Annotated in this window: 24 protein-coding genes; 8 read left to right on the top strand and 16 right to left on the bottom strand. The window is 61.8% G+C overall.

Annotated elements, in window-relative coordinates; all coding sequences use genetic code 11:
• Positions 1-321 precede the first annotated feature (321 nt).
• Positions 322-663, bottom strand: coding sequence for a CBU_0592 family membrane protein (locus KSW38_RS02805; protein ID WP_216922472.1), 342 nt, complete (start codon positions 661-663; stop codon positions 322-324).
• A 179-nt stretch (positions 664-842) separates the two neighbouring features.
• Here KSW38_RS02805 and KSW38_RS02800 point away from each other — a divergent pair, with 179 nt between their 5' ends.
• Positions 843-1,766, top strand: a complete 924-nt coding sequence (locus KSW38_RS02800; RefSeq protein ID WP_216922470.1) for a LysR family transcriptional regulator — start codon at positions 843-845, stop codon at positions 1,764-1,766.
• Positions 1,767-1,975: 209 nt separating this feature from the next.
• Here KSW38_RS02800 and KSW38_RS02795 read toward each other — a convergent pair whose 3' ends face one another.
• A complete protein-coding gene (locus tag KSW38_RS02795; RefSeq protein WP_216922468.1) occupies positions 1,976-2,791 on the bottom strand; it encodes a CPBP family intramembrane glutamic endopeptidase in 816 nt (271 codons plus the stop codon).
• A 170-nt stretch (positions 2,792-2,961) separates the two neighbouring features.
• Between KSW38_RS02795 and KSW38_RS02790 the strand changes: the two genes are divergently transcribed.
• A complete protein-coding gene (locus KSW38_RS02790) occupies positions 2,962-4,068 on the top strand; it encodes an EAL domain-containing protein (RefSeq protein WP_216922466.1) in 1,107 nt (368 codons plus the stop codon).
• Positions 4,069-4,073: 5 nt separating this feature from the next.
• Here the strand turns inward: KSW38_RS02790 and KSW38_RS02785 are convergent, their stop codons facing one another.
• Positions 4,074-4,982 (bottom strand): SGNH/GDSL hydrolase family protein, encoded by a 909-nt coding sequence (locus KSW38_RS02785; RefSeq protein WP_216922465.1) that lies wholly within the window; start codon positions 4,980-4,982, stop codon positions 4,074-4,076.
• Positions 4,983-5,090: 108 nt separating this feature from the next.
• Here KSW38_RS02785 and KSW38_RS02780 point away from each other — a divergent pair, with 108 nt between their 5' ends.
• On the top strand, positions 5,091-5,846 hold the full coding sequence (locus tag KSW38_RS02780; protein WP_216922463.1) for a ZIP family metal transporter: 756 nt from the start codon (positions 5,091-5,093) through the stop codon (positions 5,844-5,846).
• A 96-nt stretch (positions 5,847-5,942) separates the two neighbouring features.
• Here the strand turns inward: KSW38_RS02780 and KSW38_RS02775 are convergent, their stop codons facing one another.
• Entirely contained in the window at positions 5,943-6,404 is a 462-nt protein-coding gene (locus tag KSW38_RS02775; protein WP_216922461.1) for a hypothetical protein, read from the bottom strand.
• Positions 6,405-6,540: 136 nt separating this feature from the next.
• The gene (locus KSW38_RS02770) at positions 6,541-7,248 is read right to left on the bottom strand and encodes a FadR/GntR family transcriptional regulator (protein WP_216922849.1); all 708 of its coding nucleotides are present in this window, start codon (positions 7,246-7,248) and stop codon (positions 6,541-6,543) included.
• A 116-nt stretch (positions 7,249-7,364) separates the two neighbouring features.
• On the opposite strand from KSW38_RS02770, the gene KSW38_RS02765 reads away from it, so the two are divergent.
• Positions 7,365-8,318: a cation diffusion facilitator family transporter gene (locus KSW38_RS02765; protein ID WP_216922459.1), complete on the top strand. Its 954-nt coding sequence runs from the start codon at positions 7,365-7,367 to the stop codon at positions 8,316-8,318.
• Here the strand turns inward: KSW38_RS02765 and KSW38_RS02760 are convergent.
• Entirely contained in the window at positions 8,315-9,145 is an 831-nt protein-coding gene (locus KSW38_RS02760) for a helix-turn-helix transcriptional regulator (protein ID WP_216922457.1), read from the bottom strand. The two genes, KSW38_RS02765 and KSW38_RS02760, sit on opposite strands and share 4 nt — an antisense overlap.
• 86 nt (positions 9,146-9,231) lie before the next feature.
• Here KSW38_RS02760 and ilvD point away from each other — a divergent pair, with 86 nt between their 5' ends.
• A complete protein-coding gene (gene ilvD, locus KSW38_RS02755) occupies positions 9,232-11,094 on the top strand; it encodes a dihydroxy-acid dehydratase (RefSeq protein ID WP_216922455.1) in 1,863 nt (620 codons plus the stop codon).
• A 7-nt stretch (positions 11,095-11,101) separates the two neighbouring features.
• Here the strand turns inward: ilvD and KSW38_RS02750 are convergent, their stop codons facing one another.
• A complete protein-coding gene (locus KSW38_RS02750) occupies positions 11,102-12,916 on the bottom strand; it encodes a thiamine pyrophosphate-requiring protein (protein WP_216922454.1) in 1,815 nt (604 codons plus the stop codon).
• 117 nt (positions 12,917-13,033) lie between these two features.
• Between KSW38_RS02750 and KSW38_RS02745 the strand changes: the two genes are divergently transcribed.
• Complete coding sequence (locus tag KSW38_RS02745) at positions 13,034-13,279, top strand: hypothetical protein (protein ID WP_216922452.1); 246 nt, start codon at positions 13,034-13,036, stop codon at positions 13,277-13,279.
• Positions 13,280-13,282: 3 nt separating this feature from the next.
• Here KSW38_RS02745 and KSW38_RS02740 read toward each other — a convergent pair whose 3' ends face one another.
• Positions 13,283-15,439, bottom strand: a complete 2,157-nt coding sequence (locus tag KSW38_RS02740) for an amylo-alpha-1,6-glucosidase (protein WP_216922450.1) — start codon at positions 15,437-15,439, stop codon at positions 13,283-13,285.
• Between the two features lie 204 nt (positions 15,440-15,643).
• Positions 15,644-15,901: a hypothetical protein gene (locus KSW38_RS02735; protein WP_254185969.1), complete on the bottom strand. Its 258-nt coding sequence runs from the start codon at positions 15,899-15,901 to the stop codon at positions 15,644-15,646.
• A 166-nt stretch (positions 15,902-16,067) separates the two neighbouring features.
• Between KSW38_RS02735 and KSW38_RS02730 the strand changes: the two genes are divergently transcribed.
• Entirely contained in the window at positions 16,068-16,424 is a 357-nt protein-coding gene (locus KSW38_RS02730) for a cupin domain-containing protein (RefSeq protein ID WP_216922448.1), read from the top strand.
• Between the two features lie 88 nt (positions 16,425-16,512).
• On the opposite strand, the gene KSW38_RS02725 is transcribed toward KSW38_RS02730, so the two are convergent.
• The 7 genes from KSW38_RS02725 to KSW38_RS02695 form a co-directional block, all read right to left on the bottom strand.
• Positions 16,513-17,205 (bottom strand): GntR family transcriptional regulator, encoded by a 693-nt coding sequence (locus tag KSW38_RS02725; RefSeq protein ID WP_254185968.1) that lies wholly within the window; start codon positions 17,203-17,205, stop codon positions 16,513-16,515.
• Between the two features lie 39 nt (positions 17,206-17,244).
• A complete protein-coding gene (locus KSW38_RS02720; protein WP_216922444.1) occupies positions 17,245-18,699 on the bottom strand; it encodes an NAD-dependent succinate-semialdehyde dehydrogenase in 1,455 nt (484 codons plus the stop codon).
• A gap of 42 nt (positions 18,700-18,741) precedes the next feature.
• On the bottom strand, positions 18,742-19,995 hold the full coding sequence (locus KSW38_RS02715) for an aspartate aminotransferase family protein (protein WP_216922442.1): 1,254 nt from the start codon (positions 19,993-19,995) through the stop codon (positions 18,742-18,744).
• 82 nt (positions 19,996-20,077) lie between these two features.
• A complete protein-coding gene (locus KSW38_RS02710; protein ID WP_216922440.1) occupies positions 20,078-21,208 on the bottom strand; it encodes an FAD-dependent oxidoreductase in 1,131 nt (376 codons plus the stop codon).
• Between the two features lie 3 nt (positions 21,209-21,211).
• Positions 21,212-21,979 carry an amino acid ABC transporter ATP-binding protein gene (locus tag KSW38_RS02705; protein WP_216922438.1) on the bottom strand — a complete coding sequence of 256 codons (768 nt, stop codon included), beginning with the start codon at positions 21,977-21,979 and terminating at the stop codon, positions 21,212-21,214.
• The gene (locus tag KSW38_RS02700) at positions 21,976-22,872 is read right to left on the bottom strand and encodes an amino acid ABC transporter permease (protein ID WP_216922436.1); all 897 of its coding nucleotides are present in this window, start codon (positions 22,870-22,872) and stop codon (positions 21,976-21,978) included. The genes KSW38_RS02705 and KSW38_RS02700 overlap by 4 nt, the downstream gene beginning before the upstream one ends.
• Before the next feature lie 49 nt (positions 22,873-22,921).
• Positions 22,922-23,848 (bottom strand): ABC transporter substrate-binding protein, encoded by a 927-nt coding sequence (locus KSW38_RS02695; RefSeq protein WP_216922434.1) that lies wholly within the window; start codon positions 23,846-23,848, stop codon positions 22,922-22,924.
• Between the two features lie 337 nt (positions 23,849-24,185).
• Here KSW38_RS02695 and KSW38_RS02690 point away from each other — a divergent pair, with 337 nt between their 5' ends.
• Positions 24,186-24,860, top strand: a complete 675-nt coding sequence (locus tag KSW38_RS02690) for a haloacid dehalogenase type II (protein ID WP_216922432.1) — start codon at positions 24,186-24,188, stop codon at positions 24,858-24,860.
• Positions 24,861-24,885 lie beyond the last annotated feature (25 nt).

Below are 24,885 nucleotides of genomic sequence, written 5' to 3'. Positions count from 1 at the left end.
CGACAAACGACGCCGTCGAACGGTTACCGGGTCCCGCAGTTACGCCGTTTGGGGCGGGTTCCCGTGCCTTAGTTTCCGCTAGTGAGCGTGAATGATTCACCGTCGTTCACGAAATGAACGCCGATTTACACAACGTCGAGCTGGGACGGCACCTTGCCCAAAAAGGGGCGACGTCGTCCTCGGCCATCTGCTGTCTTGCGAAACCGAAGCGAGAACGCCCGGCTAACCGGGCTGAGTGAACGCACGATCAGCGCGTGGGACCCCGTTCCTCCTGTGTCGCAGGAGCATCGCGGCTAAGGAGCAGGGATTTAGAAAACAGCCCTAGGGGCAGTTGGCCACCGTTTGGGGAACCGGGATGATCAGGTGGGCGCCGGTGCCTGGGTTGTTCTGGGGCCTTTGCTCCTGGACTTCCACATGGACAGGCCGTCGCGTGGCGCGGAGGCGAATCAGTGCTACCGCGGAGATGAGGAACCACGCCACGTTGGTGGCCACCGACGGCCAGGCAGCGTGCATTGTGCCGTTGACGATGAAGGCGCAAGAACCAAACAGGTTCACGGTCTGGAAACTGACACCCGGCTTCAACCAACCCATGGAGACAGACATGTAAGAACCGAGCATCGCCACAGCGCCAGCCCAGCCGGTCATTTCCCACAGCAGTTCCATTGGATTCCTTTCAGGACGAAGCGCCCGGCAGGCCAGCCGGTTACAGGTGTTTTCAGGAGTAGGGCTGTCTTGGGTCTGACCTTTACGGGATCGAACAGCAGCTCTGAGATAGATATTGGTGCAGATTCTCATTTAGTTCAATTGCATTCCTCTGAATCCCGTATTTAGGATTTCTTAACATGGAGATGGACCCACGGAGATTGCTGGTTCTTCTTGCCGTTGCACGCACAGGAGGTGTCCTGGCCGCGGCGGACGAGTTGCGGATTACTCCCTCGGCGGTGTCACAACAGCTCAACAAACTGGAGAGCGAGGCGGGCCAGGCTCTGGTCATGCGGACTCCCAAAGGTTCTGTCCTGACGCCCGCTGGATTGGCGGTGGCTGAGGCGGGGGAAGAGATAGAGCGAGCACTCAACGTTGCACGTGCCCGGATGCAAGGCGAAGCCCAAATCGCCGGGGTGGTCCGGGTTGGCGGATTCACCAGTTTCATGCGGACAGTGGTGATTCCACGGCTGCCCGAATGGCGCAGCCAGTACCCCGAGCTGCAGATCCAGATTGTGGAGGACAGCTTCCCGGCTCTGATGCGCCTCTTCCGCCAGCGACAGCTCGATGCCGTGGTGGTTGAACAGGATTCGACAGCTGCTGGGCAGCATCCACTTGCCGCCGGCATGGTTGAGGAGCCCTTGCTGGATGAACCTTGGAAGTTGGTGGTGCCCGCCGGATCACTGCTGGCCGCGGACAACATCGACCTCAGCCGCTTGCACCTTCCCTGGTTGGGGGTGGAACCGACGGCTGCCAACATTGCTGTTCTGGGGCGCCTCCGCCACTCCACCGGAGCCCGCGTGGACACGGTACATCAGTACCAGGACACGCTCACCGCCTTGGCACTCGTGGCCGCCGGCGAGGGGGTTGCGATCGTACCCACTCTGGCCCTCACCGGCGTGCTCCAGGATCATGTGGACGTCCTGGACGTACCTGGCCTGGGGACCAGGCACATTGCCCTCCGGCGGTATGAGCGTCGGAGACCAACGAGCCTGCCCTTGGACACGGTGGCGCGCCTATTCCGGGAATCAGCCGCCGCTTTCGACACACGCGCGGGCTCCTAACCGGGCCACGGAAGTTCCTGCAGGACGGCGCCGGGGACTGCTTGTTCAATGCGGTGTCCGGGGGTTTCTCACGTAACTGGCGGATCTCTCGGCTCACGTTCGGCGGCCTGCGCCGGAGTTCGGTGGCGATAGCGCTCCGTCGGTTCGCCCCGCGTCATGGGTCAACTCGCATGCGCGCCCATTACAAGAAGGGCCTCGTACAAGAGGTCTCAGTACAGGAAGATGGGCAACCAGTCGCGGTTGTGCGCATGGACCAAGGCCAGGAACAGGACGAAATCGAAGAGCAGATGAACTGACACAACGTAGGTAAAGGACTTCGTCAGCTTGAACGTATATCCCTGCAGCAGCGCGAACGGGAAGGTCAGCAGGGGACCCCAGGCTTGGTAGCCGATCTCCCACAGGAAGGATGAGAAGACCACGGCTTGCAGGAGGTTGGCCAACCAGTCGGGGAAGTGTTGGCGCAACAGCGTGAAAGTGGTGCAGATGAAGAACAGTTCGTCCCAAATGCCCACGGAGTTCACTCCGAGGAAAAGGCGCCAGAAGATGCTGGGATCGGAGGCGTCCGGCCAATTGTGGTAGACGCCTGTCCGGATCAGGTAGGCCGGGAGGATGAAGTATCCAAGCGCTACGACGCCCGCCAGGTATAGCTTCGCGGCGAGCGGCCATGGACGGCCAGTATTGACCGGAAATTTGATGATCTTTTCGTCGTACAGGTAGCGGGATACAAGCCACGGAACCAGCACGGCCAAAGCCAAGGCGCCACCCATGAGTGCCATGTGTTCGATGCTGAGATCTGCGTTCAGGGGCACAAGACTGATGGTGACCATTCCGGCTGCTATCAATGCCAGGTGCCGCATCAAGCGGGGGTCGATAAACACAGCCGTGACAATGCTGGCCGTCACGAGTGCGTAGCCGAGAAAATCATTGCCCAGGGCGAAAAGCGGCACCCCGGACAGGGATAGCAGGCCCGCTGGCAAAAGCTTCCAGGTGAGCGCGGTCCGGGATTCCGTGGAAGTCGACATCACACCTCCAGCATCCCAGTGCTGGCTGCCGGACGACACGGTTTTCCCATACTGGCCGAGGCCCATAGCTGGAACGCGGCACTTCTCTGTAAGATTCGTGGCAAGGCCCATGCTTTTCCGGGTCAGGTCATGTCTGGCTTAGCCAGCGGGGGATACTCATAAAGGAATATTCAATGGCTCAAGAAGCGGGCTCTTTTCCACCGGGCGCCGGTGCCGATCACGCATCAGCGGAGGACGTCGACGCGTCCACCTTTGCCCAGGACATGACCATGCGCGAACAGGTGTTGGACATCATCGATGCCATCCTCACTGATTCTGATCCGAAGAGTGAAGAGGCCAGGAACAAACTTCGCCAGCTCATTGAGGCTCGTCCGGACGATCCCGAGGGCGCCTTGCTGGAGCACCTGCTGGAAACCCGGAAGGCGTCGGCCTCAGAGCCGGCGGTTCCGGTTCTGCAGGAAGTTTCCAGTGTCCACCTTGAGTCCTCCGATGCAGCGCGCACGGTGACCGTTCCCGTCAGCCAGGAGGTTCGGGAAGACATCCAGACAATACTTGCGGACAAGCTTTTGTTGACGGCCTTCCAGCCGGTCCACGCGCTGCCTGACGGAAACGTAGTGGGCGTCGAAGCGTTGACCCGGTTCGTAGGTGCGGACGGTGCGGGCGCGGATGTCTGGTTCCGTGAGGCCGCGGAAGCAGGCCTGGGAACTGAATTGGAGATCGCAGCCCTTCACTGCGCGCTGACTGCGGCCAAAGACGTCCCCCACGACATGTATGTTGCGTTGAACCTCACTCCGGCGACGTCCCGTGACCCGAGGGTGCGGAACCTGCTCGCTGCAGCCTCACTGGCCCCGGACCGGATCATCGTTGAACTAACCGGCAGCCTGGAAGCCTTGGAAGGCCAAACGCGCGACGACGGACTCGGCCAGTTGCGCTCGCTCGGCTTGCGTGTTGCTGTCAGTGCTTCCGGGGCCGGTTTCGTTTCCATGGACCTGTTGAGCGAGCTGAGCCCGGACATCATCAAACTCGACCGCCATCTCATTGAAGGCATCGAAGGCAGCGAGGGACAACGGATCCGGGCCAGGGCAGTGGTGGAGCTCGCCCGGGAAGTTGGAGCTGCGGTGGTCGCGGAGGGCATCGAAACTCCGGCCGAACTCAAGGAAGTCACGGCATTAAAGGTGACTGCCGCCCAAGGATATTTACTCGGACGCCCCTCGGTTCACCCCCTGGATTGGTCCGCCTGGAGCATTCGCGCGCAAGCTGAGGCCCAGCCGACGGGCTAGTTTCTTCAGGGTTCCCGCTCACTGTGCACGTTGTGCGGATCCGTTCCCACGTACGTCCCCGGCGGCATCCGGGCGCCAAAAACGGGCCCGGGATCCGGCCGCTTGGGGTGTCGGTTGTCGTCGGCCAGCCTTTGCGTGAGGCGTTGAAGTACCCAGGGAACCAGGTGTTCCCGTGCCCAGACGATGTCGTCTGCCCTCGCCTCCCGCCACGTGCGTGGAGGAAGGGCCTTGGGAACCATCGGCTCCAAAGTGTGCGGGACATTGAGTGTATCCAGCACCATCGAGGCGATGGTGTGCTGGCCTAGCGGGGAGAAATGCAGCCGATCCGGATCCCACATTTGCGGGTTGGTGAGCTGGCGCAACGCCCAGAGGTCGGCGATCACGGCGTCGTGGCGGGCGGCGATGATGCGCATGTTTTCGTTGAAGATGGCTACTTTGCCACGGGTGTGTCCGAGTACCGGGGTTGCACCCCAGTCGGGGCCGGCGAACAGCAGGATTGTTGCGCCGGTGGCCGCCAGGACTTTCACACCTGAATCAAGTTCGAGGGCGAGTTTGTCGGGATCGCTCCTGTGGAACAGCAGGTCATTTCCACCGGCGTTGAGCGTAATGAGATCCGGCTGCAGCTCAAGGGCCGGGGCCACCTGCTCCTCCAGGATCTGGTGGAGCAGCCGTCCGCGCACTGCAAGGTTGGCGTACGCGAAGTCCTCGTGGCCGGCGCTCAGTTCTTCCGCGACCCTGTCAGCCCAGCCCCTGAGTCCGCCGGGGCTGCCGGGCTCCGGATCGCCCACCCCCTCGGTAAAGGAATCGCCCATCGCCACATAGCGGCTCCACGGGTGCAGGCGGTTCCCGGATCCGGTGGGACCCGGCGCCGGACTTCCATTCCCGCCACGACCGTCGGCGCTGGGCGCGTTCATTCCCCCATATTGCGCTCTCCCGCGGAGCAACGCCATGGGTTGTGCGGATTAGTAGTAAGTGTGCTTACCATGCAGGTTCGGGCCGGTTGCGTGGAAGGGCAAGGAATCATGCCGATGTGGCTGCAGGCGCTGATGTGGGGAACCGTTGCCGGAGGGGCGTTGGTCCTTGGATCCGGAATTGCCTGGCTATGGAAAGTCCCGCCAAAAGTCGTATCAACCATCATGGCCTTCGGCGCAGGCGTGCTGATCTCGGCACTCGCATTCGAGCTCGTCGACGAAGCGGTGGAGGGCGGTGGCCTGTTGCCGACGATCGGCGGATTCCTTGCGGGGGCTGTGATCTTTGTCGGTTCGAACGTTCTCCTGAACCGGGCAGGCGCTAAGCACCGGAAGCGTTCCGGCGGACGGCAGCCCTCCGAGAAGGAGTCGCCCGGCAGCGGCACAGCCATCGCGGTGGGTGCACTCATCGATGGCGTGCCCGAATCGGTGGTCCTCGGGCTTGGGCTTCTCGCTTCAGGCACCGTCAGTCCTGCCATGCTCGCTGCAGTTTTCATTTCCAATGTGCCTGAGGGGCTGTCCAGCACAGCGGGGATGAAGAAGGCGGGACGCAGCCGGGCCTACGTTTTTGGAACGTGGACCGGGATAGCCGTCTTCAGTGGGCTTGCCTCCCTGCTGGGATACACGGCCCTGGAAAATGCACCCGAGGCCCTTATCGCCTTCATTACCGCCATTGCCGCAGGCGGCATACTGGCCATGCTCGCGGACACGATGATTCCTGAGGCCTTCGAGGAACACCACAACCTGACCGGGTTGACTGCAGCCGTAGGCTTCCTCACCGCATTCACGATCCATCGCACTGGGGGTTGAGGAAATGCCGGGGGGTTGACGGGCCTGGGTCAAAAAATTCGGGGTGCAGAAGAACGACGGCGGTACGCAGCTATGGCGCGTACCGCCGTCGTTGTTTCAAAAGCGGATGTGGACTGCGAAGCTGGCCTCGGGGTGGCCGGTGTAACGGGACGCGGCGTTGCGGGCAGCCGCCGGTATGTCGACGAAGCTCCGGGCTGTAGTTGTGAGCCCCGGGTAGTCGTCGAATGCCAACGTCAGCCGGCCGTCAGCAGCGTGCTTGATGTGCACAGTGATGATTGTTTTCGGTGGCTCCGGCGGAAGGTCAGCTGTGGTGAGCGAGTAGTAGGGCGTGGTTCTTCCGCGGATATCGGCGGGAACGTTTGCCCGGATGGATCCTTCTTCCTCCAGTTCGGAGAGGCGGGCCTTGACGGTATCTTTGCAGGCTGTGACGCCGTGGGTGATATCTGATACTTTGCTTGCGCCATTGCGAGCAAGGTAGTTGAGGATTTGGCTTCTGGTGAGTTGGGTTCGGGTCTGGCTCGTGGTTCGGGTGGGGGCTTTGATGGAAGTCGTTGTCATGGCCGTGTCCAAGCGGTCGACTTTTTTGTCATCATTTCCTATGGTCAGGCACCCCGCGGGGCGCAATGAGACGGGGCGGATTCGTCGTTGAACCCGTCCGAATGGTGTGGTGGGCTGCGTTGTTCGATCCAGGGCTTTAGGGCGCCGAGACCGGTAGGACAGCCCCAAGCGATCCTTCTACGCCATGAAGGTGCCGCATCATGGCGATCCCGGCATCTTGAGCCGAGCCATTTTCGATGGCTTCAAAAATGGCCGCGTGCTCGAGTCCGGATTCCTTCCTCCGGTCCACAACCTGGTTCAAGGTGCTGGACTGGTTGGCCATGGCCTCCTCGATGTCTGAAAGCATCGACGCGAAGACGCCATTGCCACTGCTGCGGGCGATGATCGCGTGGAACTCGGAGTTGAGGATGACCCACTGTTCCAGATCATCTTCTTCATCCATGGCCCGCAGGATTTCCCGGAGTGATTCCACATCCTGCTGGCTGCGGTGTTCCGCGGCCAAGCTGGCGGCCGGCACTTCAATGTGAGGCCGTGCCTGCAGGAGTTCGCGCGCCGAGTATTTGCCCAGTTTCAGGTCCTGGCCAACTTTGTCGGCGATGACGAAAGTGCCCTTGCCCGTCCGGGTTACGGTCAGGCCCAAGGCGTTTGAAGACTTCAGGGCCTCGCGCACCATGGTCCTGCTGACGCCGAACTGCTGCGCCAACGTGGCTTCCGAATCCAGGCGCGAACCTACTGGAAGGCTGCCGTCTTCAATGGCAGCCCTCAGGGTGGCAAGCACTGCCTCGGCGGCACCGACCCTTACGACTTTGGTTTGTCCAGCAGTCCAGCTGTCCAACAGGCTGATCATGGAATGAATATGGCATGGCTCACAGAGTGGGGCAACTTGTTACGCAGGGAGTTGCGCTGCTATCCCGACCTCCACTGCTGCTTGACGGGCCTCCGGTTGGGTACGGTATCTCCATGGCGGCATCCGAGAAGCGTGATAAGCCCAGCTCCACGCTGTTGACCGTTGCCATTGCCTTTGCGGCTAACGCCCTCGTTGCGGCGGCCAAATCGGTGGCTGCCGTCATCACCGGATCTGCTTCCATGACCGCCGAAGCCGCGCATTCCTGGGCGGACACCGGTAACCAGGTATTCCTCTTCGTGGCGGAACGACGCTCCCGGCGCCCTCGGGATGACAGCCATCCCATGGGTTATGGCAGGGAAGCATACGTCTGGTCCATGTTTGCCGCTTTCGGGCTGTTCACCGCGGGCGCAGTGGTGTCCATAATGCACGGCATCCAGCAGATCATCACGCCGGAGCCCGCCTCGGACTTCCTGGTGGCGTACGTGGTCCTGGCCGTGGCCTTTGTCCTGGAAGGAGTTTCGTTTGTCCAGGCCTTCCGCCAGACCAGGAAGATGGCGCAACAGCTGGAACGGAACACCCTGAAGCAGGTCCTTATCAGCTCGGATCCCACCTTGCGGGCCGTATTCGCAGAGGATGCTGCTGCACTGATCGGCCTGGTGGTCGCGTTTGCCGGTGTGTTCCTGCACCAAGTCACGGGTTCGGCCGTGCTGGACGCCGTCGGCTCGATCATCGTCGGTGTTCTGCTGGCGGTTGTTGCCGTGGTGCTGATCGACCGGAACCGGCGCTTCCTGGTAGGCCAGGGCGTCACGCCGGACATTGAACGTTCCATCGCCCGCCGTGTGCTCGAACATAGGGACATTGCCCGGCTCACCTACCTCCATGTGGAGTTCGTCGGTCCGCGCAAACTGTACGTCGTGGCCGCCGTCGACCTCCAGGGTGACCACCCGGAACACCAAGTAGCAGTTGCCTTGCGCCGGATCGAGCGTGAGCTTGAGGACCATGAGACCGTGGAGGAGGCTGTGCTCACGCTGGCTACTCCGGATGAAACTGCCTGGCCAGGGCGTTAGCTACTGCCCATCAGCCGCTGCATCTGCTCGGCTGCGTCGCTCCCGGGCGCCGGTGTGTAGACCACAATGTGGAGATCGGGCCTGTCCGACGGCGAGACCTGGTGGTGCTCCAGCTGCAGCACGCCCACCGCGGGGTGATGGAAAAGCCGTTCCCGGGACTCGAAGCCCAGGATGTCGTAGCGGTCCCAGCTTTCCTGGAACTCCGGGCTGGCTTGCTTGAGCCGTTCAACCTGGAACTCAACATCGGGATCGCCAAGTCTCTGACCCGTTTCGGCCCTGAACTCGGCAAGGAACCGCTTGCTGGTGACGTCCCAATCCGGGAGCAGGTCACGGACATAAGGATCGGTGAACACCAGCCATAACAGGTTCCTGTCCGAGGCGTCGAAGGTCGCGATGTTCGGGTACAGGGCTTGGTAGGCCTGGTTCCAGCCTGCGACGCCCCAGTCCGGCGAGAGTGCGTAGGCCGGGTTGGGGTCCAAGGCGTCGAGCAGCCGTTGCACGTGTGGGGGAGCATCAGCTGCAACGGGCCCCTTTGGCATGGCGGACGAATATCCGCCTAACGACAGGACGTAGCTGAGCCCGGTGTCGGATAGATGCAGCGTGCGGGCTACGGCTTCGAGCACCTGCCGGGAAGGGCTGATATCCCGGCCTTGCTCAAGCCAGGTGTACCAGGTGACGCTGACTCCGGACAGGAACGCGATCTCTTCCCGACGGAGGCCCCGCTCCCGGCTGCGCCCTACTGGAGGAAGACCGTAGTCGGAACGCAGGGCCTGGGTACGGCGGGTCCTGAGGAATAGTCCCAGTTCTTTGCGTCTCTCATCGTTCACGGAGTCAACACTATTACTCTGTTACTTTCACTACTAGTAGCAGGGCCGTCTTCCACGCGACGCGGAACACCAGCAGGATGGTATACATGCCTGCACTTCGCTCTAGAACAGTCACCCACGGCCGCAACATGGCCGGCGCCCGCGCACTGCTGCGCGCCTCCGGCGTCGCCAACACGGACATCGGTAAGCCGATCATCGCTGTCGCCAACAGTTTCACCGAGTTCGTACCCGGCCACACCCACCTTGCTCCCGTGGGCCGGATCGTCTCCGATGCGATCCTCGCCGCCGGTGCAGTGCCGCGCGAATTCAACACCATCGCAGTGGACGACGGCATCGCCATGGGCCACTCGGGCATGCTCTACTCCTTGCCGTCCCGCGACCTGATCGCGGACTCCGTTGAGTACATGGTCAACGCCCACTGCGCCGACGCATTGGTCTGTATCTCCAACTGCGACAAGATCACCCCCGGTATGCTCATGGCGGCCCTGCGCCTGAACATCCCTGTTGTATTCGTTTCCGGCGGTCCCATGGAGGCCGGCCGCGTGACCCTGACAGACGGGTCCGTGCGCTCCCTGGACCTGGTGAACGCAATTGCCGACGCCGTGGACGAGTCCATCTCCGATGAAGACATCAACCTCATCGAAGAGAACGCCTGCCCGACATGCGGTTCCTGCTCGGGCATGTTCACCGCCAACTCCATGAACTGCCTCGCCGAGGCCATTGGCCTGGCCCTGCCCGGCAACGGCTCCGTGCTTGCGACCCACACCGCCCGCAAGGCGCTGTACGAGAAGGCGGGCGCCACGATCGTCGAACTCGTGAAGCGCTATTACGACGGCGACGACGACTCGGTCCTGCCTCGCAACATCGCCACTGCCGAGGCTTTTGACAACGCCATGGCCCTGGATATTTCCATGGGCGGCTCCACCAACACGATCCTGCACCTGCTCGCCGCGGCCCAGGAAGCGGGCGTGGATTACGGCCTGGCCGAAATGGACGCCAAGTCCCGTCAGGTGCCCTGCCTGGCCAAGGTGGCCCCGAACGTGGCCGGAGACAAGACCTATTACATGGAAGACGTGCACCGCGCCGGTGGCATCCCCGCCCTGCTGGGTGAACTGAACCGCGGCGGCCTCCTGCACAAGAACGTCCACTCCGTGCACTCCAACGATTTGGACGGGTGGCTGGACGACTGGGACATCCGCGGCGGCAAGGCCACCGAAGAAGCCAAGGCGCTGTGGCACGCGGCTCCCGGTGGCGTCCGCTCCTCCACTGCGTTCTCGCAGTCGAACGAGTGGACCTCCCTGGACACCGACGCGGAGGGTGGCTGCATCCGCTCCGTGGAGCACGCCTACTCCAAGGACGGCGGCCTGGCTGTGCTGCGGGGCAACGTCGCCGTGGACGGTGCGGTTGTGAAGACGGCCGGCGTGGACGAGTCCATCTGGATCTTCGAAGGACCCGCTGTTGTGTGCGAGTCACAGGACGAAGCCGTGGAGAAGATCCTGAACAAGACCATCAAGGAAGGCGACGTGGTGGTCATCCGCTACGAAGGCCCCCGAGGTGGACCAGGCATGCAGGAAATGCTCTACCCCACCTCGTTCCTCAAGGGCCGCGGCCTGGGCAAGAAGTGCGCGCTTATCACGGACGGCCGTTTCTCCGGCGGTACCTCAGGCCTCTCGATCGGGCACATCTCCCCGGAAGCTGCCTCGGGTGGCGCGATTGCCTTGGTGGAGAACGGCGACATCATCAGCATCGATATCACCCAGCGCTCCCTCCAGTTGCAGGTTTCCGACGAGATCCTCGCCGAACGCCGCGAAAAACTGGAAGTCAACGGGGGGTACAAGCCGAAGGACCGCGAACGCCACGTGTCTCCCGCGCTCCGTGCCTACGCCGCCATGGCGCTCTCGGCGGACAAGGGAGCCGTGCGCGACGTTTCTTTGGTGGAGAACCTCTAGGCTACGTTCAGGCCGGGTCCCGGAGACGGGACTCGGCCTCCGCATAGCTATCCAGCAGCTTCCGGGCGCGCTCGCCGTCGCCGCCTTCATCGGCCAGCGCGGACCGCATGTCTTCCAGCTTCCTTTCTCCGGCAGGGAAGGGCGGAAGCAGTGGGATGTCCGGGTCTGTCAGGACCTCCAGGACTGCAGGGCGGTCCAGCGAGAAAGCGTAATCCCACGCGTCGCCGAGCTTGGCCGGGTCCTCCACGCGTATTCCGGCCAGGCCCAGCAGCTCCGCATAGGCGGCATAAGGAAAGTCCGGGATCTCCTGGCTGGCATTGAACCGCGGTTCGGCCTCGTTTTCGCGCTGCTCCCAGGAGACCTCGGCAAGGTCGCGGTTGTTGAAAACGCACACCACGAACCGGGGATCGGCCCAGTTGCGCCACCGATGCGCCACGGTGATCAGCTCCGCAATGCCCAGCATCTGCATCCCGCCATCGCCTGCAAGAGCCACCAGGGGCCGGTCCGGGTAAGCAAGCTTGGCAGCCAGGCCATAGGGAATCGCGCAGCCCATGCTGGCGAGCGTGCCGCTCAGATGGGCCGGGACGCCGGGCGGAAGGGTCAGTTGGCGGGCGTACCAGTAAACGCAACTGCCGACGTCGATGCTCAACTGTGCGTTGTCCGGAAGCCTGCCGTTGAGTTCGCGGACCACGAGTTCCGGGTTCACGGGATCTGCGGGGATGTTGGCGCGTTCCTCTGAAAGATGACGCCAGGCGCGGATCTGGCTTTCGACGTCGGAACGCCACTGGGCACGTGCGCTTTCCGGCTGGTTGGGCTGCTGATCGAGCCGCCGGGTGAGTTCGGCCAACGACGCGGCCGCATCACCCACCACTCCAACCTCCACTGGATAACGGTTGGCAACCTTCCGGCCATCAATGTCGATCTGGACAGCTTTGGCAGTTCCAGGTTTCGGGTAGAACTCCGTCCAGGGATCGTTGGAGCCGATAATCAGCAGTGTGTCGCAGTTGTTCAGGACGTAGGCGCTGGCAGAAGTGCCGAGGTGGCCCATGGTGCCGGAAGCGAAGGCCAGCGTCTCGTCGACGTAGGGCTTTCCCAGCAGGCTGGTGGTGATGCCGGCCCGCAGCTTTTCGGCCAGCGCTTGGACCTCGGTCCGGGCACCCCGCGCTCCCTGACCCACCAGGAACGCGACTCGCTCACCTTTGGAAAGGATCTCGACGGCGGCATCCAGGTCTTCCTCACGCGGCATCACCCGTGCGGGGTGCCATATAGGGGCGGTGACAACGATTCCGTGCTCATGTTCGAGTTCGGGTGCCTCGGCCGATTGGATGTCGTGGGGGATGATCACGACGCACGGGGACTTCGTCTCCAGCGCCGTACGGAACGCGCGATCCAGGAGCATGGGTACCTGTTCCGGGGAGCTGGCGAGCTGTGCAAATTGTGCCGCAACGTCCTTAAACACTGTCAACAGGTCGATTTCCTGCATGTACCCGGAGCCCAGGACGGTGGTGCTTTGCTGGCCAATGATCGCCACCACTGGAACGCCGTCCATTTTGGCGTCGTAGAGTCCGTTGAGCAGGTGGATAGCGCCCGGGCCTTGCGTCGAAGTCACCACCCCGACGCCGCCAGTGTATTTTCCGTGCCCTACGGCCATGAAGGCGGCTGCTTCTTCGTGCCTTGCCTGCACGAATTCCACCGTATCCTGAGCTCTGCGGAGCGCGCCCATGAAACCGTTGATGCCGTCCCCGCTGTATCCGAACACCCTGTCCACGCCCCACGCTTGAAGGCGTTCGACGATGAGATCCGAAACCGTTCGCTGGGCCACGCCCGAAATTCCCTTCGCTAGGTACTATCGTCAATTGTTGACAATTGCTACGCTGGATTCATTACCTCAAACCGGGCTTTGCATCCGCCAAAAAGCCCCTTGCGTGAAGGACCTGCCATGAAGAAGCGACGCCCCGCTACCCCGACTCCAGAGCTCGTTGAAACATCGCGCACCGGGCACCACTGCCCCAAGACCGGATGGTGGTCTGTCGCGGGAGATCCACGGGCCACGCGTCTCATCACGAAGGGTGAGGTGATGCCCGCCCTGCACGGCACGCCAGCTCTCTGGATCATGCGCGAAGCCGCCGGTATCGTGGGCGAAACAGCCGCCCGTCCCGCAGCCGATTTGCTGACAACCTCATAACTGTCAGACCTCCTTCCGGAGGCCGGCCTGCTGCACAAGTTCGGTCAACCAGGGCCGGTGTCCTTTATGGAAGACCATCCCTTCCGGAAGCCCCTGCACCGTGGGAACGGAATCCGCGATATCGATGGTTACCCGGCCTCCACCCATGGGCGCATTGGTGATATGCAGGTCCCCGTAGGACGCCGGCAGCTGGGGATCCATCCAGAACCCCCCACGGGACACATGGGTGTCGTATCTCATCAGGCTGGTGACCAGTTGGATGGGCGAGGTGGCTGCCCATGCTTGTGGTGAGCACGCGGTGGGATACGGAACGGGCTCGCTGTATTGCTCCCTGCTGAAGCCACAGAACAGCTCCGGGAGGCGACCCTCGGAGTAATCGGCAGCCTCGAGCAGGGCTGTCGAAATGCGCTGGGCCTCTTCCACGAATCCGTAGCGCATCAGGCCGGCGGCAATCACGGCATTATCGTGCGGCCACACCGAACCGTTGTGGTAGCTGGCCGGGTTGTAGGCGCCCATATCGGTTCCGAGGGTACGCACCCCCCACCCGCTGAACATCTCGGGAGACATCAGCCGTTCGGCCACCAGCGGCGCCTTGTCCTCGTCCACCAACCCCACCCACAGGCAGTGCCCCATGTTGGAGGCGCACGCGTCAACCTGCCGTTTCCTGCCGTCCAGGGCGATGGCGTAATAGCCGCGGTCCGGCATCCAGAATTGCTCGTTGAACCGGACTTTTAGCTCCGCTGCCCGGTCGGCGAGTTCCCGCGCCAAAGGTGCGTCTCCGGCGTCGTAAGCTATCCACGCCCGTGCCATGTACGCGTCATACACGTACGCCTGAACTTCGCAGAGGGCGATAGGCGGCTCCGCGAGGCGCCCGTCCGCAAAGTTGATGCCGTCCCACGAGTCCTTCCAGCCCTGGTTGATCAGTCCGCGGTCATTGAGCCGCTGATACTCGACGAATCCATCGCCGTCCCTGTCGCCATAGTCCCGGATCCAGTCCAGGGCACGGTCCGCGTTGGGCAGCAGGGCCGCAATGGTGTCTTTGGCGAACCCCCACCGGCTGACCGAACCCAGTAACACCACGAACAGCGGAGTGGCATCGATGCTGCCGTAGTAAACGGATTTGCCGCCGAGCGACAGACCGCTGGAGACGTCCAGCCTGACCTCATGCAGGATTTTCCCGGGCTCTTCCTCACTGATGGGATCCACCACCTTGCCCTGCCGGTCAGCAAGCGTTTGCAGGGTGCCCAGCGCGAGGGACGGATCAACGGGCATCGCCATCTCCGAAGCCCAGAGGGAGTCGCGGCCGAAAAGCGTCATGAACCATGGCGCTCCGGCCGCCACAACCACCCTGTCCGGGTGTGTGGGGTCTTCAATGCGGAGGGCGCCAAGATCGTCATAGCTGCGCCGCAGCGTCCTCTCGATGGAGTGGTTGCCCATGTGCAGCACGGGAATTTTGGCCACCCATTCCTGGCGACGCAGATCGCTGCGGGACAACTCGCCGACGGCGGGACGCACCACAGGAGCCACCGGCGCCCCTCCCTCGGTTCCGGGAGTAATGGTGACCACGGTGCTCCAATGCCCCCGTGGAGGGATGGTGGTCCGGTATCTGAGGCCCTCGCGGGTCGCCTCGGCAACATCGGAACTTACGACGACGGACTTCCGGACATCCTGCCAGCGGGAGCGGATGGTCAGCGTGTTGTGGTGGTACTCGCGGGATTCCTCCCACTGCCTCTGGACCCGTGCTTCCTTGACTTCGAAAACGTCTGCGAAGTCCGAGCCCACTGCGAATTCGACCAAACATTCCACGGGTTCCATCGAATGGTTGCTGACGGTGACATGCTCCACCATTCCCACGCCTACTTCCCGTAAGCGCTCCACGATGAGCGGCGTATCCGCATATCCGTCAGACCGTGTGATGCGGCCGGCGAAGGCTGCCCTGTAGGGCTCTTTTGTCTGGGCGGTCAGTGGCTCAAGCGGCTGGCCGTTGATGGTGAGGACCCAATAGGACAGGACCCGTGTGTCCTGGAAAAACATGCCGTGGGGATGATCAGGGTGAATGTCCCCATTGGGCAGGGAGATGCAGAAGGACGTGCCTTCAACCAAGGTGACAGTCCCGGCGCCGAGAGGTCCGGCTGCTGTATCTGCATTCCATCCAGCCACTGTGAGGCTCCTCTAAGAACCAAGGACGGCCAGTCCCCGTCCCGGGCTCCCGGCTGTCCTGCTACATCGTCACCTCGACCGTACTCTTGCCGGCCGGCCGGGGCTAGAGCCTTGGTAGCTGTTGCTTGCCTTGCGCTGTCAGTCCGGAGGGCTGTGAGTCCGGAGGGCTGTGGGTCCGGGGCGCTGTGAGTCTGGAGGGGGCTGTCAGCCTTGGGAGGCGACCAGCAGATCGTAGTCATCATCGATGTGGAAAAGCCGCCGGTCGCCGATGCGGTCTATTACCCAGATCGTTTGTCCGTCCGCAGTCCGATCCTCGACGGTGCCCCTGTGGTACTCATAGCCGCGCAGGCTGAGGGAGACTACGTCTCCAGCTTCCAGGGAGTTCCAGAGCGATGTCCTCCGGCTTTGCGCGCTGCACGCGGCAGGGGTACTTTCCAGGCTGTTTTTCCAGATGAGTTTCATGGGAAATGTTCTCCTTGGTGACGGGGCTGGCATCGGTGCCAGGGCGTCCCGCGAATATTTTCTCCTTCAAGTCTATCGTCGATTGTTGACAATTGCTAGGATGGAAACTGTGCTTTCCAAAGACGGCGGGCACGTTCAAAAGGGCGCAGCCCCAGAAGGAGAATCCATGATCAAGGCCACTGTCATGAGCGACGCAACAACGCAGGACCCGGGGGAGCGCATCCCCAAAGCAACCACCAGCACGCCGGGCCAGACTGAGGTCTCGTTCCGTTTGTGGGCCCGCGACAACCACAAGACAGGCATCTGGGAGGTCACGCCCGGTGTCTTCAAGAGCACCCGCCCGGGTTACGACGAGATCTGCCAGATCCTCAGTGGCAAGGGGACCATCACTGAAGAAGACGGAACCAGCTTCGACATCGGTCCCGGAACGTTGTTCGTTACTCCGGCAGGATGGACGGGCACCTGGACCATCCACAAGACACTGCGGAAGATGTGGGTTGTCACGGACGTTCCCACGAACTAACTGCACAAGCAAAGTAGCTGCACAGGCAAGCTAACTGCAGGAAGGGCCCGGTTCAATTGAACCGGGCCCTTCCTGTATTGAGACTTTCCTAAGCAGTAATTCCCGTTGCTTCGGGGCTGGCGGTGAGGTCCTCCACTGCCTTCTGCATATGGCGTTTGATGGCCTGCTGAAGTCCGCTGCGGTCCCGGGCTTCAAGGAACTCCAGGATCTGCTGGTGCTCCTGCACAAGAACATCAATGCGGGGGTATGCCACCTCCAGACTCAAAATACACATCCTGGATTCGGCCGCGAGAGTCTCATAGATCCGTATCAGCCGCGTGTTTCCAGTGCCTGAAACGAAGGCGGTGTGGAATTGCATGTCGAGACGGGCAATGGCCTGCCAGTCCGAGGCCGCAACCTGCTTGGCCATGTTCCGAATGATGCCCTTGAGCTCGCGGCAGGTGTCTGCCACCTGCTCCGGGTCCGAGTCCAAGAGCGTGTTTGCCGCGGCCAGCTCCACGGCTTCACGAACGGCGTAGATCTCCTTGACATCCTGCGTGGAAAGTTCCAGTACGAAGACGCCGCGGTTGCGCTTGCTCACCAGGATCCCCTCCTGGCACAGCCGCTGGAGAGCCTCGCGGAGCGGACCCCGTGAAGTGCTCAGCTGGCTGGCCAAGGCGGATTCGTTGACCTGCTGTCCAGGGCTGAAGGCCCCTTGGACAATAAGCTCACGCAGCTGATCAGCGATCAGCTGTGCCGTGGGCCGGCCTTCCAATACGAACATTCCCTCTGGTGCCGCCATTGACATCCCCTCATTCCATGCTTCGGCAATTTGAAACTGTTAGACCGCTATTGCTGTGTACTTGTACTCCAGGAATTCGTCGATTCCAATTTTTCCGCCCTCGCGTCCGAGCCCGGATTGCTTGACGCCGCCGAACGGTGCTGCGGGGTTGGAAACCAGGCCGGTGTTCAGACCGACCATGCCCACTTCCAGTTCCGCGGAGAACCGCAGGGCCTTGTCCATGCTCTCTGTGAATACGTACCCCACCAGGCCCCACTCAGTATCGTTGGCCAGGCGGAGGACTTCGTCCTCACTATCGAACGCGGTGATCGCGGCGACCGGGCCGAAGATTTCCGTGCTCATCAGTGCGGCGTCCTTGGGCACGTCCACCAGGACGGTGGGGGTGTAGAAGTAGCCGGGACCTTCGGGACGGCTTCCACCGGTGAGCACACGTGCTCCCTTGGAGACCGCATCCGCAACGAGGCTTTCGACCTTTTCCAGGCCCTTCTGTTCAATGAGGGGCCCGACGTCGGTGCCAGCAACAGCGCCGTCGCCTACCTGCAATTCTGACATCTTTTTGGAGAACTTCTCGCCAAATTCCTCTACGACCGAGCGGTGGACGAAGAAGCGGTTTGCTGCCGTGCAAGCCTCGCCCATGTTCCGCATCTTGGCCTTCATGGCACCGTCCACGGCCTTTTCGATGTCTGCATCGGCCAGGACGATGAACGGGGCGTTACCGCCGAGTTCCATGGAGGAGCGCATCACGTTGTCGGCCGCCTGCTTCAGCAGGACCTTGCCCACTCCGGTTGAACCGGTGAAGCTGATCTTGCGCGCGATGCCACTGTCAGTCCAGGCCCGGACCACCGTGGAGGCGGTGGAGGTTGTCACAACGTTCAGCACGCCGTCGGGAAGACCGGCTTCCTTGAACAGGGCCACCAAGGCCAGTGACGTCAACGGTGTCAGCTCGGCAGGCTTGAACACCATGGTGCAGCCTGCAGCGACGGCGGGCGCGATCTTGCGGGCACCCATGGCAAGCGGGAAGTTCCACGGAGTGACCAGGACTGAAGGGCCCACCGGTTCCTTGGTGATGAGGATACGGGTGTTTCCATCAACGGAGGAGGCACTGTCACCGCCAATGCGGACTGCTTCTTCCGAGAACCAACGGAGCATTTCGGCGCCGTAGGCCACCTCGCCCCTTGCCTCTGCCAGTGGCTTGCCCATCTCCGCCGTCATGATGGCTGCGAGCCTGTCCGTGTTGGCGATCACCAGATCAAAGGCGCGTCGGAGAATGTCACTTCGTTCGCGGGCGGTGGATTTGCTCCACTCCCCCTGAGCGCGACCCGCTGCCTGGATGGCCAAGGCGGCGTCTTCAGGACCGCCGTCGGCAACGTGGGCAATCACTTCGTTCGTAGCAGGGTTCTCAACGGCGAAGGTGGCACCACTGGCTGCCTTCTGCCATGTTCCGTCAATGAACAGGTCCGTTGGGATGGTGGTGGGATCAAAGGAGGTGGTCATGGTCGCTCTTTCGGTGATCAGGGGGAGTAATGATCGGGGTGACTAGGAGGTGGCCGTCTTGAGCGCTTGCGTGAACTTGGACAGGCCTTGCTGAATTTCATCGCTGCTGACATTCAGGGCGGGGATGAGGCGAATGACGTTGCCGTGCGGACCGCATGTGAGGAGCAGGAGCTCTTCCTTGATGGCGGCCTGTTGGACGGCGAGGGCAGTTGCCGCGTCCGGGGTGTTGTCGGCAGCGGTGAACTCGACGCCCTGCATCAGGCCGCGGCCACGCACATTGCCGATTCCCGCGAATTCCGTTTGCAGATTGTCCAGTCCTGCCCGCAGTTCGTCACCGCGCAGCAAGGCGTTCTCCACGAGGTTCTCCCGCCGGATCACACCCAAAGTTGCGACGCCGGCTGCTGCCGCGACTGCGTTTCCGCCATAGGTTCCGCCCTGGGAACCTGGCCACGCCCTGCCCATCAAATCGGCGGAGGCGGCGATTGCGGAGATGGGGAACCCACTGGCTAGTCCCTTGGCGGTGATCACGACGTCGGGGCTGATTCCGGCCCAGTCGTGTCCCCAGAACTTGCCGGTGCGGCCGACTCCGGCCTGGACCTCGTCCAGGATCAGCACGATGCCGTGCTTGTCGGCGCGCTCACGCAGGCCTTGGAGGAAAGCGACCGGGGTGGGGATGTACCCGCCATCACCCAGAACCGGTTCGATGATGAAGCCGGCTGTATCGCTGGGGGCGCTGATGGTCATCAGAAGGTGGTCGAGTTCCTTCAAGGCAAAGTCGACGGCGGTGGCTTCGTCCCAGCCGTAGCGGTACCAGTGCGGGAAGGGGGCAACGTGCACGCCGCCCATGATGGGGGAGAACCCTGAGCGGAATTTGGTTCCCGCGGTAGTCAAGGAGGCGGCCGCTACGGTGCGCCCGTGGAAACCACCCTGGAAGGAGATGATGTTCGGCCGTCCCGTTGCCATGCGGGCCAATCGGATGGAGGCCTCCACTGCTTCGGAGCCGGAGGTTGCGTAGAAGACGCTGTCCAAGCCCTGGGGCAGGACGCCGCCCAGGAGTTCCGTGAGTTCCAAAAGGGGCTTGTGCATCACGGTGGTGTACTGGGCATGGACAATCTTGCCCACCTGCTCGCGGGCTGCGGCCACAACATCAGGGTGGCAGTGTCCGGTGCTGGTGACGCCGATTCCGGTGGTGAAATCCAGGTACTTCTTGCCGTCTGTGGCGTGGATCCAACTTCCGGACGCATAGTCCACGACCACTGGAGTGGCTTGCTTCAGGATGGGGCTAAGTGTTGCCATGGCTTCATACTTTCTTAGTAAGTGTAGATTGTCAACAATACACGATTCGCGGGCCGTTAGCCCGCGAATCGTGTTGTGGTGCCTAGTTTTTGAACCTCTGTGGACGAACGAAGTCCAAGCCGTCAAAGCCGCCCTTGCCAAGTGCTTCGTTGGCAGCAATCTGGCCGTAGCCGGAAGCCATCTTGAAGCCGGCGCCGGAGAAGCCGGTGGCGGAGTAGATCCTGCCTGACTCTGTAAAGAAACCCAGGAGGGGCTGCGAATCCGAGGTGAACAGGTCCGGGAAGGCATCTGAGCGGACGATGCTGGGAACCAGGCCGGGGAAGAATTCGGTCACCGTCTCAGTGGTTTCCGCAATCTCCGCTTCGGTCAGCTCCCTGGGCACCGAGTCCGCGGCGGGGGTTGGTGCCCCGCGGCCGTCCAGGGTGGCTTTCACAGTGACGCTGTCCACCGCGGGTGCCCCATACATGGAGCGATCGCCAGAAATCCTGATGAAGATGGGAAACTTTTCCGGGGTGAACTGGGTTGCGTCACGGGCGACGAACCAGCTCAGGAAAATCCTGCGGGTTTCCGTGTGCGCCTTCAGGTAATCGGGCATGAGCTGTTGGGACCATCCACCGGAGGCGATGATTACCCGTTCGAAGGTCCAGGACTGTTCGCCGGAGGTGACGACAACGCCGTCGTTGGTTTCGGTGATGCTGCTGACCGGAGTATTGCCAAGGACCGTTGCCCCGTTGGCCTGTGCCGCTGCAACCGCCGCGGTAACTGCCCGGTCCGTGCGGAGTGCGCCTCCGAAGGGATCGTAAACGGCGACATCGTCAGCCCGGAGATTGTGCTGCGGGTAGCGTTCGGCCATCTCCTCGCGGCTGAGGATCTGGTGGGCAGCCCCATTGATCCGGGTAGTTTCCAGCAGTTTGGGAATGTACGGTCCATCAGCAGTGCCGATGGAGAGTCCGCCACAGCGGGTGAGGATGTCCTGTCCCGTTTCTGCTTCGAGCTCGGCCCAGAGATCCCGTGAGCGTTCCAGGATGGGGTAGTAGTCCGGCCTTCCCCTGTAAAGCATCCGGAAAAGCCGGGTGTCGCCACCCACGGCACTTCTGCCATGGCCCGGGGCGTGTGCTTCGAAGCCGACCACGGAATCGGACAGTCGTGAGGCCTGCCAGAGTGCCATGCTTCCGATGCTCCCCAGGCCGATGACAGCGAGTTTTCCATCCATCGACTACAGCACCTGCTTCAGGAATGCCTGGGTGCGTGCTTCCTTGGGGTTCTTCAGGATCTCCCGGGCATCTCCACGTTCCACCACGTAGCCCTCATCCATGAAGATCAGGGAATCTGACACTTCGCGGGCGAAGCCCATCTCGTGGGTGACTACCACCATGGTCATGCCCTTCTTGGCGAGGTCCTGCATGACGCCGAGGACTTCCCCTACCTTTTCGGGGTCGAGGGCGCTGGTGGGTTCGTCGAACAGGATGATTTCCGGATCCATGGCCAAAGACCGGGCGATGGCAACGCGCTGCTGCTGCCCACCGGAAAGCTCGGCCGGGTAGCGGTCACCGAAGGCGCCGAGGCCCACGCTGGTGAGGAGTTCCTGGGCGCGCTTGGAGGATTCCTTCTTGTCGGCACCCTTGACGAGCACGGGGCCGGACATGACGTTCTCGCGGGCGGTCATGTTCGGGAACAGGTTGAACTGCTGGAAGACCATGCCTACCCGTGTACGTTGCTGGGCAAGCTTCTTCGGGGGCAGCGCGTGGTAGGCATTGTCGGTCTCGTAGTACCCGAAATCGTCACCGTTGACTTTCAGGATTCCGGAGTCCACGGTCTCCAGGCCGTTGATGCAACGCAGGAGGGTGGACTTGCCGGAGCCGCTGGGTCCGATGATGCAGCAGATTTCACCGCTGGCGATGTCGAGGTCGATATCGTGGAGAACGGTCTTGTGCCCAAAGGACTTACGAATTCGGCGGGCGAGGATCGTGCCGTCGTTGCTCATCGTGCGATGCCTTCCGGTGCGGTCAATACAACCTTCCTGGACTTGCGGGGGACCCGCGCGGAGGTATGGGAGTATTTCTGTTCGAGCTTGGACTGCGGGTAGCTGAGCACCAGCGTCATCACGAGGTACCACAGGCTCGCCACGATCAGCAGCGGGATGGTCTCGTAGGTACGTGCGTAGATGAGCTGGGCGCTCTGGAGAAGTTCCGCGACACCCAGGACGCTGACCAAGGATGTTTCCTTGAACATTCCGATGACCTGGTTGCCGGTGGCCGGAATGATGGAGGGCATGGCTTGGGGAATGATGATCTTGCGCATCTTCGTAGCGGCGCTCATTCCCAGGGAGTCAGCGGCTTCGATCTGGCCCTTGCCCACCGAGGAGAAACCTCCGCGGATGATTTCTGCCATGTACGCGGCTTCATTCAACGTCAAGCCGACCAGAGCTGCGGTGATCGGACCCATGAGTGCATTCGTGTCGATTGCGGTGCCGATGTCGGTAAACGGGACCCCGATGGTCAGGTTCGGGTACAAGGCCGAGATGTTGAACCAGAAGATCAACTGGACCAGGACCGGGGTACCGCGGAACAGGGTGATGAACGCGCCTGCCGTGGCCGCGATCGGCTTGATGCTCGAGGACCTCATAATCGCAATGACCAGGCCCAGGAGGGTGCCCAGGACCATGCTTGCCACCGTAAGGAAGATGGTGAGCATCAGCCCGCGGAGGATGGATTCGTGGGTGAAGTACTTCGCCACCACGTCCCACTTGAAGTTGGGGTTGGTGGAGACCGAGAAGAGGATGCCTGCGCCAAACAGGATGGAAACCACCCAGGCGACGTATTCAAAACTGCTTCTGCGGCGAAGGCGGGGCTTGAGTGCCGGATCAATTCCGTTCATTGTCGGTTTGCTTCCGTTACTGATGGTTTGCACCATGGGAGCACCTCTCCTAGTTGAGTTTCGCGTCCGTGATGGCTCCGGCGTCGAGGCCCCAGGTGGAGAGGGACTTCTTGTATTCCGGGCTGTTCAGGACCGACTGGACGGCGGCCTGAAGGGCGGGAGTCAGTGCAGATCCCTTTTTGACGCCGATAGCGGTGAGGTCGCTGGATCCAACGTTGATCTGAGGGGTCAGGATGGTGAACGATTTGGGCTGCTGCTTCTCGGCCCAGGCGAGGGAAGTTGTGTCATAGAGGATGCCATCGATGCGCTTGGATGCCAGCTGCGTCAGGGCCTCCTGGACGTTCGGCAGGGTCACGGCGTTGATCGCGGGCTGTCCCTTGGAGGTGCAGGTCTGCTCCGAAAGGGCCGGGAGGCGCTTGAGCTGGCCCGTCGAGCCCTGGGTGACGGCAATGTTCTTGCCGCACAGTGTCTCGTTGGTGAGCTTCATGGGATTACCCGCGGCCACGGCCACTGAGTTGCCGGCCTTGAAGTAGTCGATCATGTCCAGGACCTTGAGTCGCTCATCGGTCTTGGACATGGTGGTGGCGGTGAAGTCGTAGCGGCCGCCATCGAGGCCGGGGACGATCGTGTCAAACTTTGTGTCCTGGAACTTCAGCTTCAGGCCGAGCTTCTTTGCCACCAGGCGGGCGATGTCCGGGTTCAGGCCGATCGCCGTCGAATTGTCCTCGGCGAGGAACGTTGTCGGCGGGTAGTGCAGGTCCATCGCGACTGTCAGTTCGCCCTTGTCCTTATAGGATGCCGGCAGCAGGCTCACAGCCTTTGCGTCAGGCTGCACGCCCTCGGAGATGTCCGTGGTGTTGTTGGTCTTGCTGCTGTCCGGCGAATCGCTGCTGTTGGCGGTTCCACCGCAAGCGCTCAGGGCGAGTAGTACGGCAAGTCCTGCGGCTGCAGTCTGGGCCTTGTTACGAATCTTCATGGTGCTTCCCTTCGAGGGAGTCGGTCACTGGGGAGGGAGAAGTTCTAGGTTGCAATGTGATCCGGATCTCTCCGTCATCTAATGCAATGCAACCCCCTCAACAGTAGATTGTCAACAATTGACAGAAACTTTTTTCATGCACTCCCTATATGAGAACGGTTCTAATTACGGCTATAGAAACTGTTGACAATTTACAATTTTGCCCCCTAGAGTCGAATCATCGGGCAAGAAATTTCCAGTCCGCCAACTACGATTCCGCGGTTCGGTTCGCCTCTTTCGATACCTCCACATACTCGGGGCCAGCCCCCTTCCATCTCCCGAAAAGAACGGAAACCCCATGGCAGAGACCAACTTCCGGCCGAAGTACATCTCCTTCGATGTCTACGGCACGCTGATCAACTTCGACATCGATCCCACCACCCGGCGGCTGCTTGATGGACGCATCTCCGAAGAGCAGTGGCCTACGTTCAAAAAGCAGTTCCGTGGCTACCGCTTCGACGAGGTCCTTGGCGACTACAAGCCGTATGAGGCGATCCTGCAGGATTCCTTTGACCGGGTGTGCAAGCGCTGGGGCATCGGACCGACCGAAGGTGCCGGCGCTGCGTTCGCTGACGCTGTCCGCGGTTGGGTTGCCCACGAGGACGTGCCGGCCCCGCTGAAGCTCATGGGCGACAACTACCAGCTGGTGGCGTTGTCCAACGCGGATACCAGTTTCCTGGATATCAGCATCCCGAAGCTGGGTGCTGACTTCCACGCCGTGCTGACGGCCGAACAGGCACAGGCCTATAAGCCGCGCTACCAGGCTTTTGAGTACATGCTCGATACCCTGAACGCCAAGCCGGAGGACTTCCTGCACGTCTCCTCGCACACCCGGTACGACATGCACCCGATGCATGACATGGGCTTCCGTAACCTCTGGATGCTGGACCGTGGCTATGACCCCATTGGCGAGGGCTACGACCTCAATACTGTTAAGTCCTTGGACGAGCTCAACAAGCACCTCGGTCTCTAAACCGACTTCCAAGCGAAAGGTCATA

It is taken from the genome of Paenarthrobacter aromaticivorans (assembly GCF_019038615.1).
In the GTDB taxonomy this organism is placed as follows: domain Bacteria; phylum Actinomycetota; class Actinomycetes; order Actinomycetales; family Micrococcaceae; genus Arthrobacter; species Arthrobacter aromaticivorans.
The sequence above is the reverse complement of the archived record's forward strand: the minus strand, read 5'-3'. Positions and strand labels throughout refer to the sequence as shown.

Excerpts from the sequence above, each read along its gene's own strand:
- KSW38_RS02805 (WP_216922472.1), bottom strand. The coding sequence starts at position 663 with ATGGAACTGCTGTGGGAAATGACCGGCTGGGCTGGCGCTGTGGCGATG.
- KSW38_RS02800 (WP_216922470.1), top strand. The coding sequence starts at position 843 with ATGGAGATGGACCCACGGAGATTGCTGGTTCTTCTTGCCGTTGCACGC.
- KSW38_RS02790 (WP_216922466.1), top strand. The coding sequence starts at position 2,962 with ATGGCTCAAGAAGCGGGCTCTTTTCCACCGGGCGCCGGTGCCGATCAC.
- KSW38_RS02785 (WP_216922465.1), bottom strand. The coding sequence starts at position 4,982 with ATGAACGCGCCCAGCGCCGACGGTCGTGGCGGGAATGGAAGTCCGGCG.
- KSW38_RS02780 (WP_216922463.1), top strand. The coding sequence starts at position 5,091 with ATGCCGATGTGGCTGCAGGCGCTGATGTGGGGAACCGTTGCCGGAGGG.
- KSW38_RS02775 (WP_216922461.1), bottom strand. The coding sequence starts at position 6,404 with ATGACAACGACTTCCATCAAAGCCCCCACCCGAACCACGAGCCAGACC.
- KSW38_RS02765 (WP_216922459.1), top strand. The coding sequence starts at position 7,365 with ATGGCGGCATCCGAGAAGCGTGATAAGCCCAGCTCCACGCTGTTGACC.
- ilvD (WP_216922455.1), top strand. The coding sequence starts at position 9,232 with ATGCCTGCACTTCGCTCTAGAACAGTCACCCACGGCCGCAACATGGCC.
- KSW38_RS02745 (WP_216922452.1), top strand. The coding sequence starts at position 13,034 with ATGAAGAAGCGACGCCCCGCTACCCCGACTCCAGAGCTCGTTGAAACA.
- KSW38_RS02735 (WP_254185969.1), bottom strand. The coding sequence starts at position 15,901 with ATGAAACTCATCTGGAAAAACAGCCTGGAAAGTACCCCTGCCGCGTGC.
- KSW38_RS02730 (WP_216922448.1), top strand. The coding sequence starts at position 16,068 with ATGATCAAGGCCACTGTCATGAGCGACGCAACAACGCAGGACCCGGGG.
- KSW38_RS02725 (WP_254185968.1), bottom strand. The coding sequence starts at position 17,205 with ATGGCGGCACCAGAGGGAATGTTCGTATTGGAAGGCCGGCCCACGGCA.
- KSW38_RS02720 (WP_216922444.1), bottom strand. The coding sequence starts at position 18,699 with ATGACCACCTCCTTTGATCCCACCACCATCCCAACGGACCTGTTCATT.
- KSW38_RS02715 (WP_216922442.1), bottom strand. The coding sequence starts at position 19,995 with ATGGCAACACTTAGCCCCATCCTGAAGCAAGCCACTCCAGTGGTCGTG.
- KSW38_RS02710 (WP_216922440.1), bottom strand. The coding sequence starts at position 21,208 with ATGGATGGAAAACTCGCTGTCATCGGCCTGGGGAGCATCGGAAGCATG.
- KSW38_RS02705 (WP_216922438.1), bottom strand. The coding sequence starts at position 21,979 with ATGAGCAACGACGGCACGATCCTCGCCCGCCGAATTCGTAAGTCCTTT.
- KSW38_RS02700 (WP_216922436.1), bottom strand. The coding sequence starts at position 22,872 with ATGAACGGAATTGATCCGGCACTCAAGCCCCGCCTTCGCCGCAGAAGC.
- KSW38_RS02695 (WP_216922434.1), bottom strand. The coding sequence starts at position 23,848 with ATGAAGATTCGTAACAAGGCCCAGACTGCAGCCGCAGGACTTGCCGTA.
- KSW38_RS02690 (WP_216922432.1), top strand. The coding sequence starts at position 24,186 with ATGGCAGAGACCAACTTCCGGCCGAAGTACATCTCCTTCGATGTCTAC.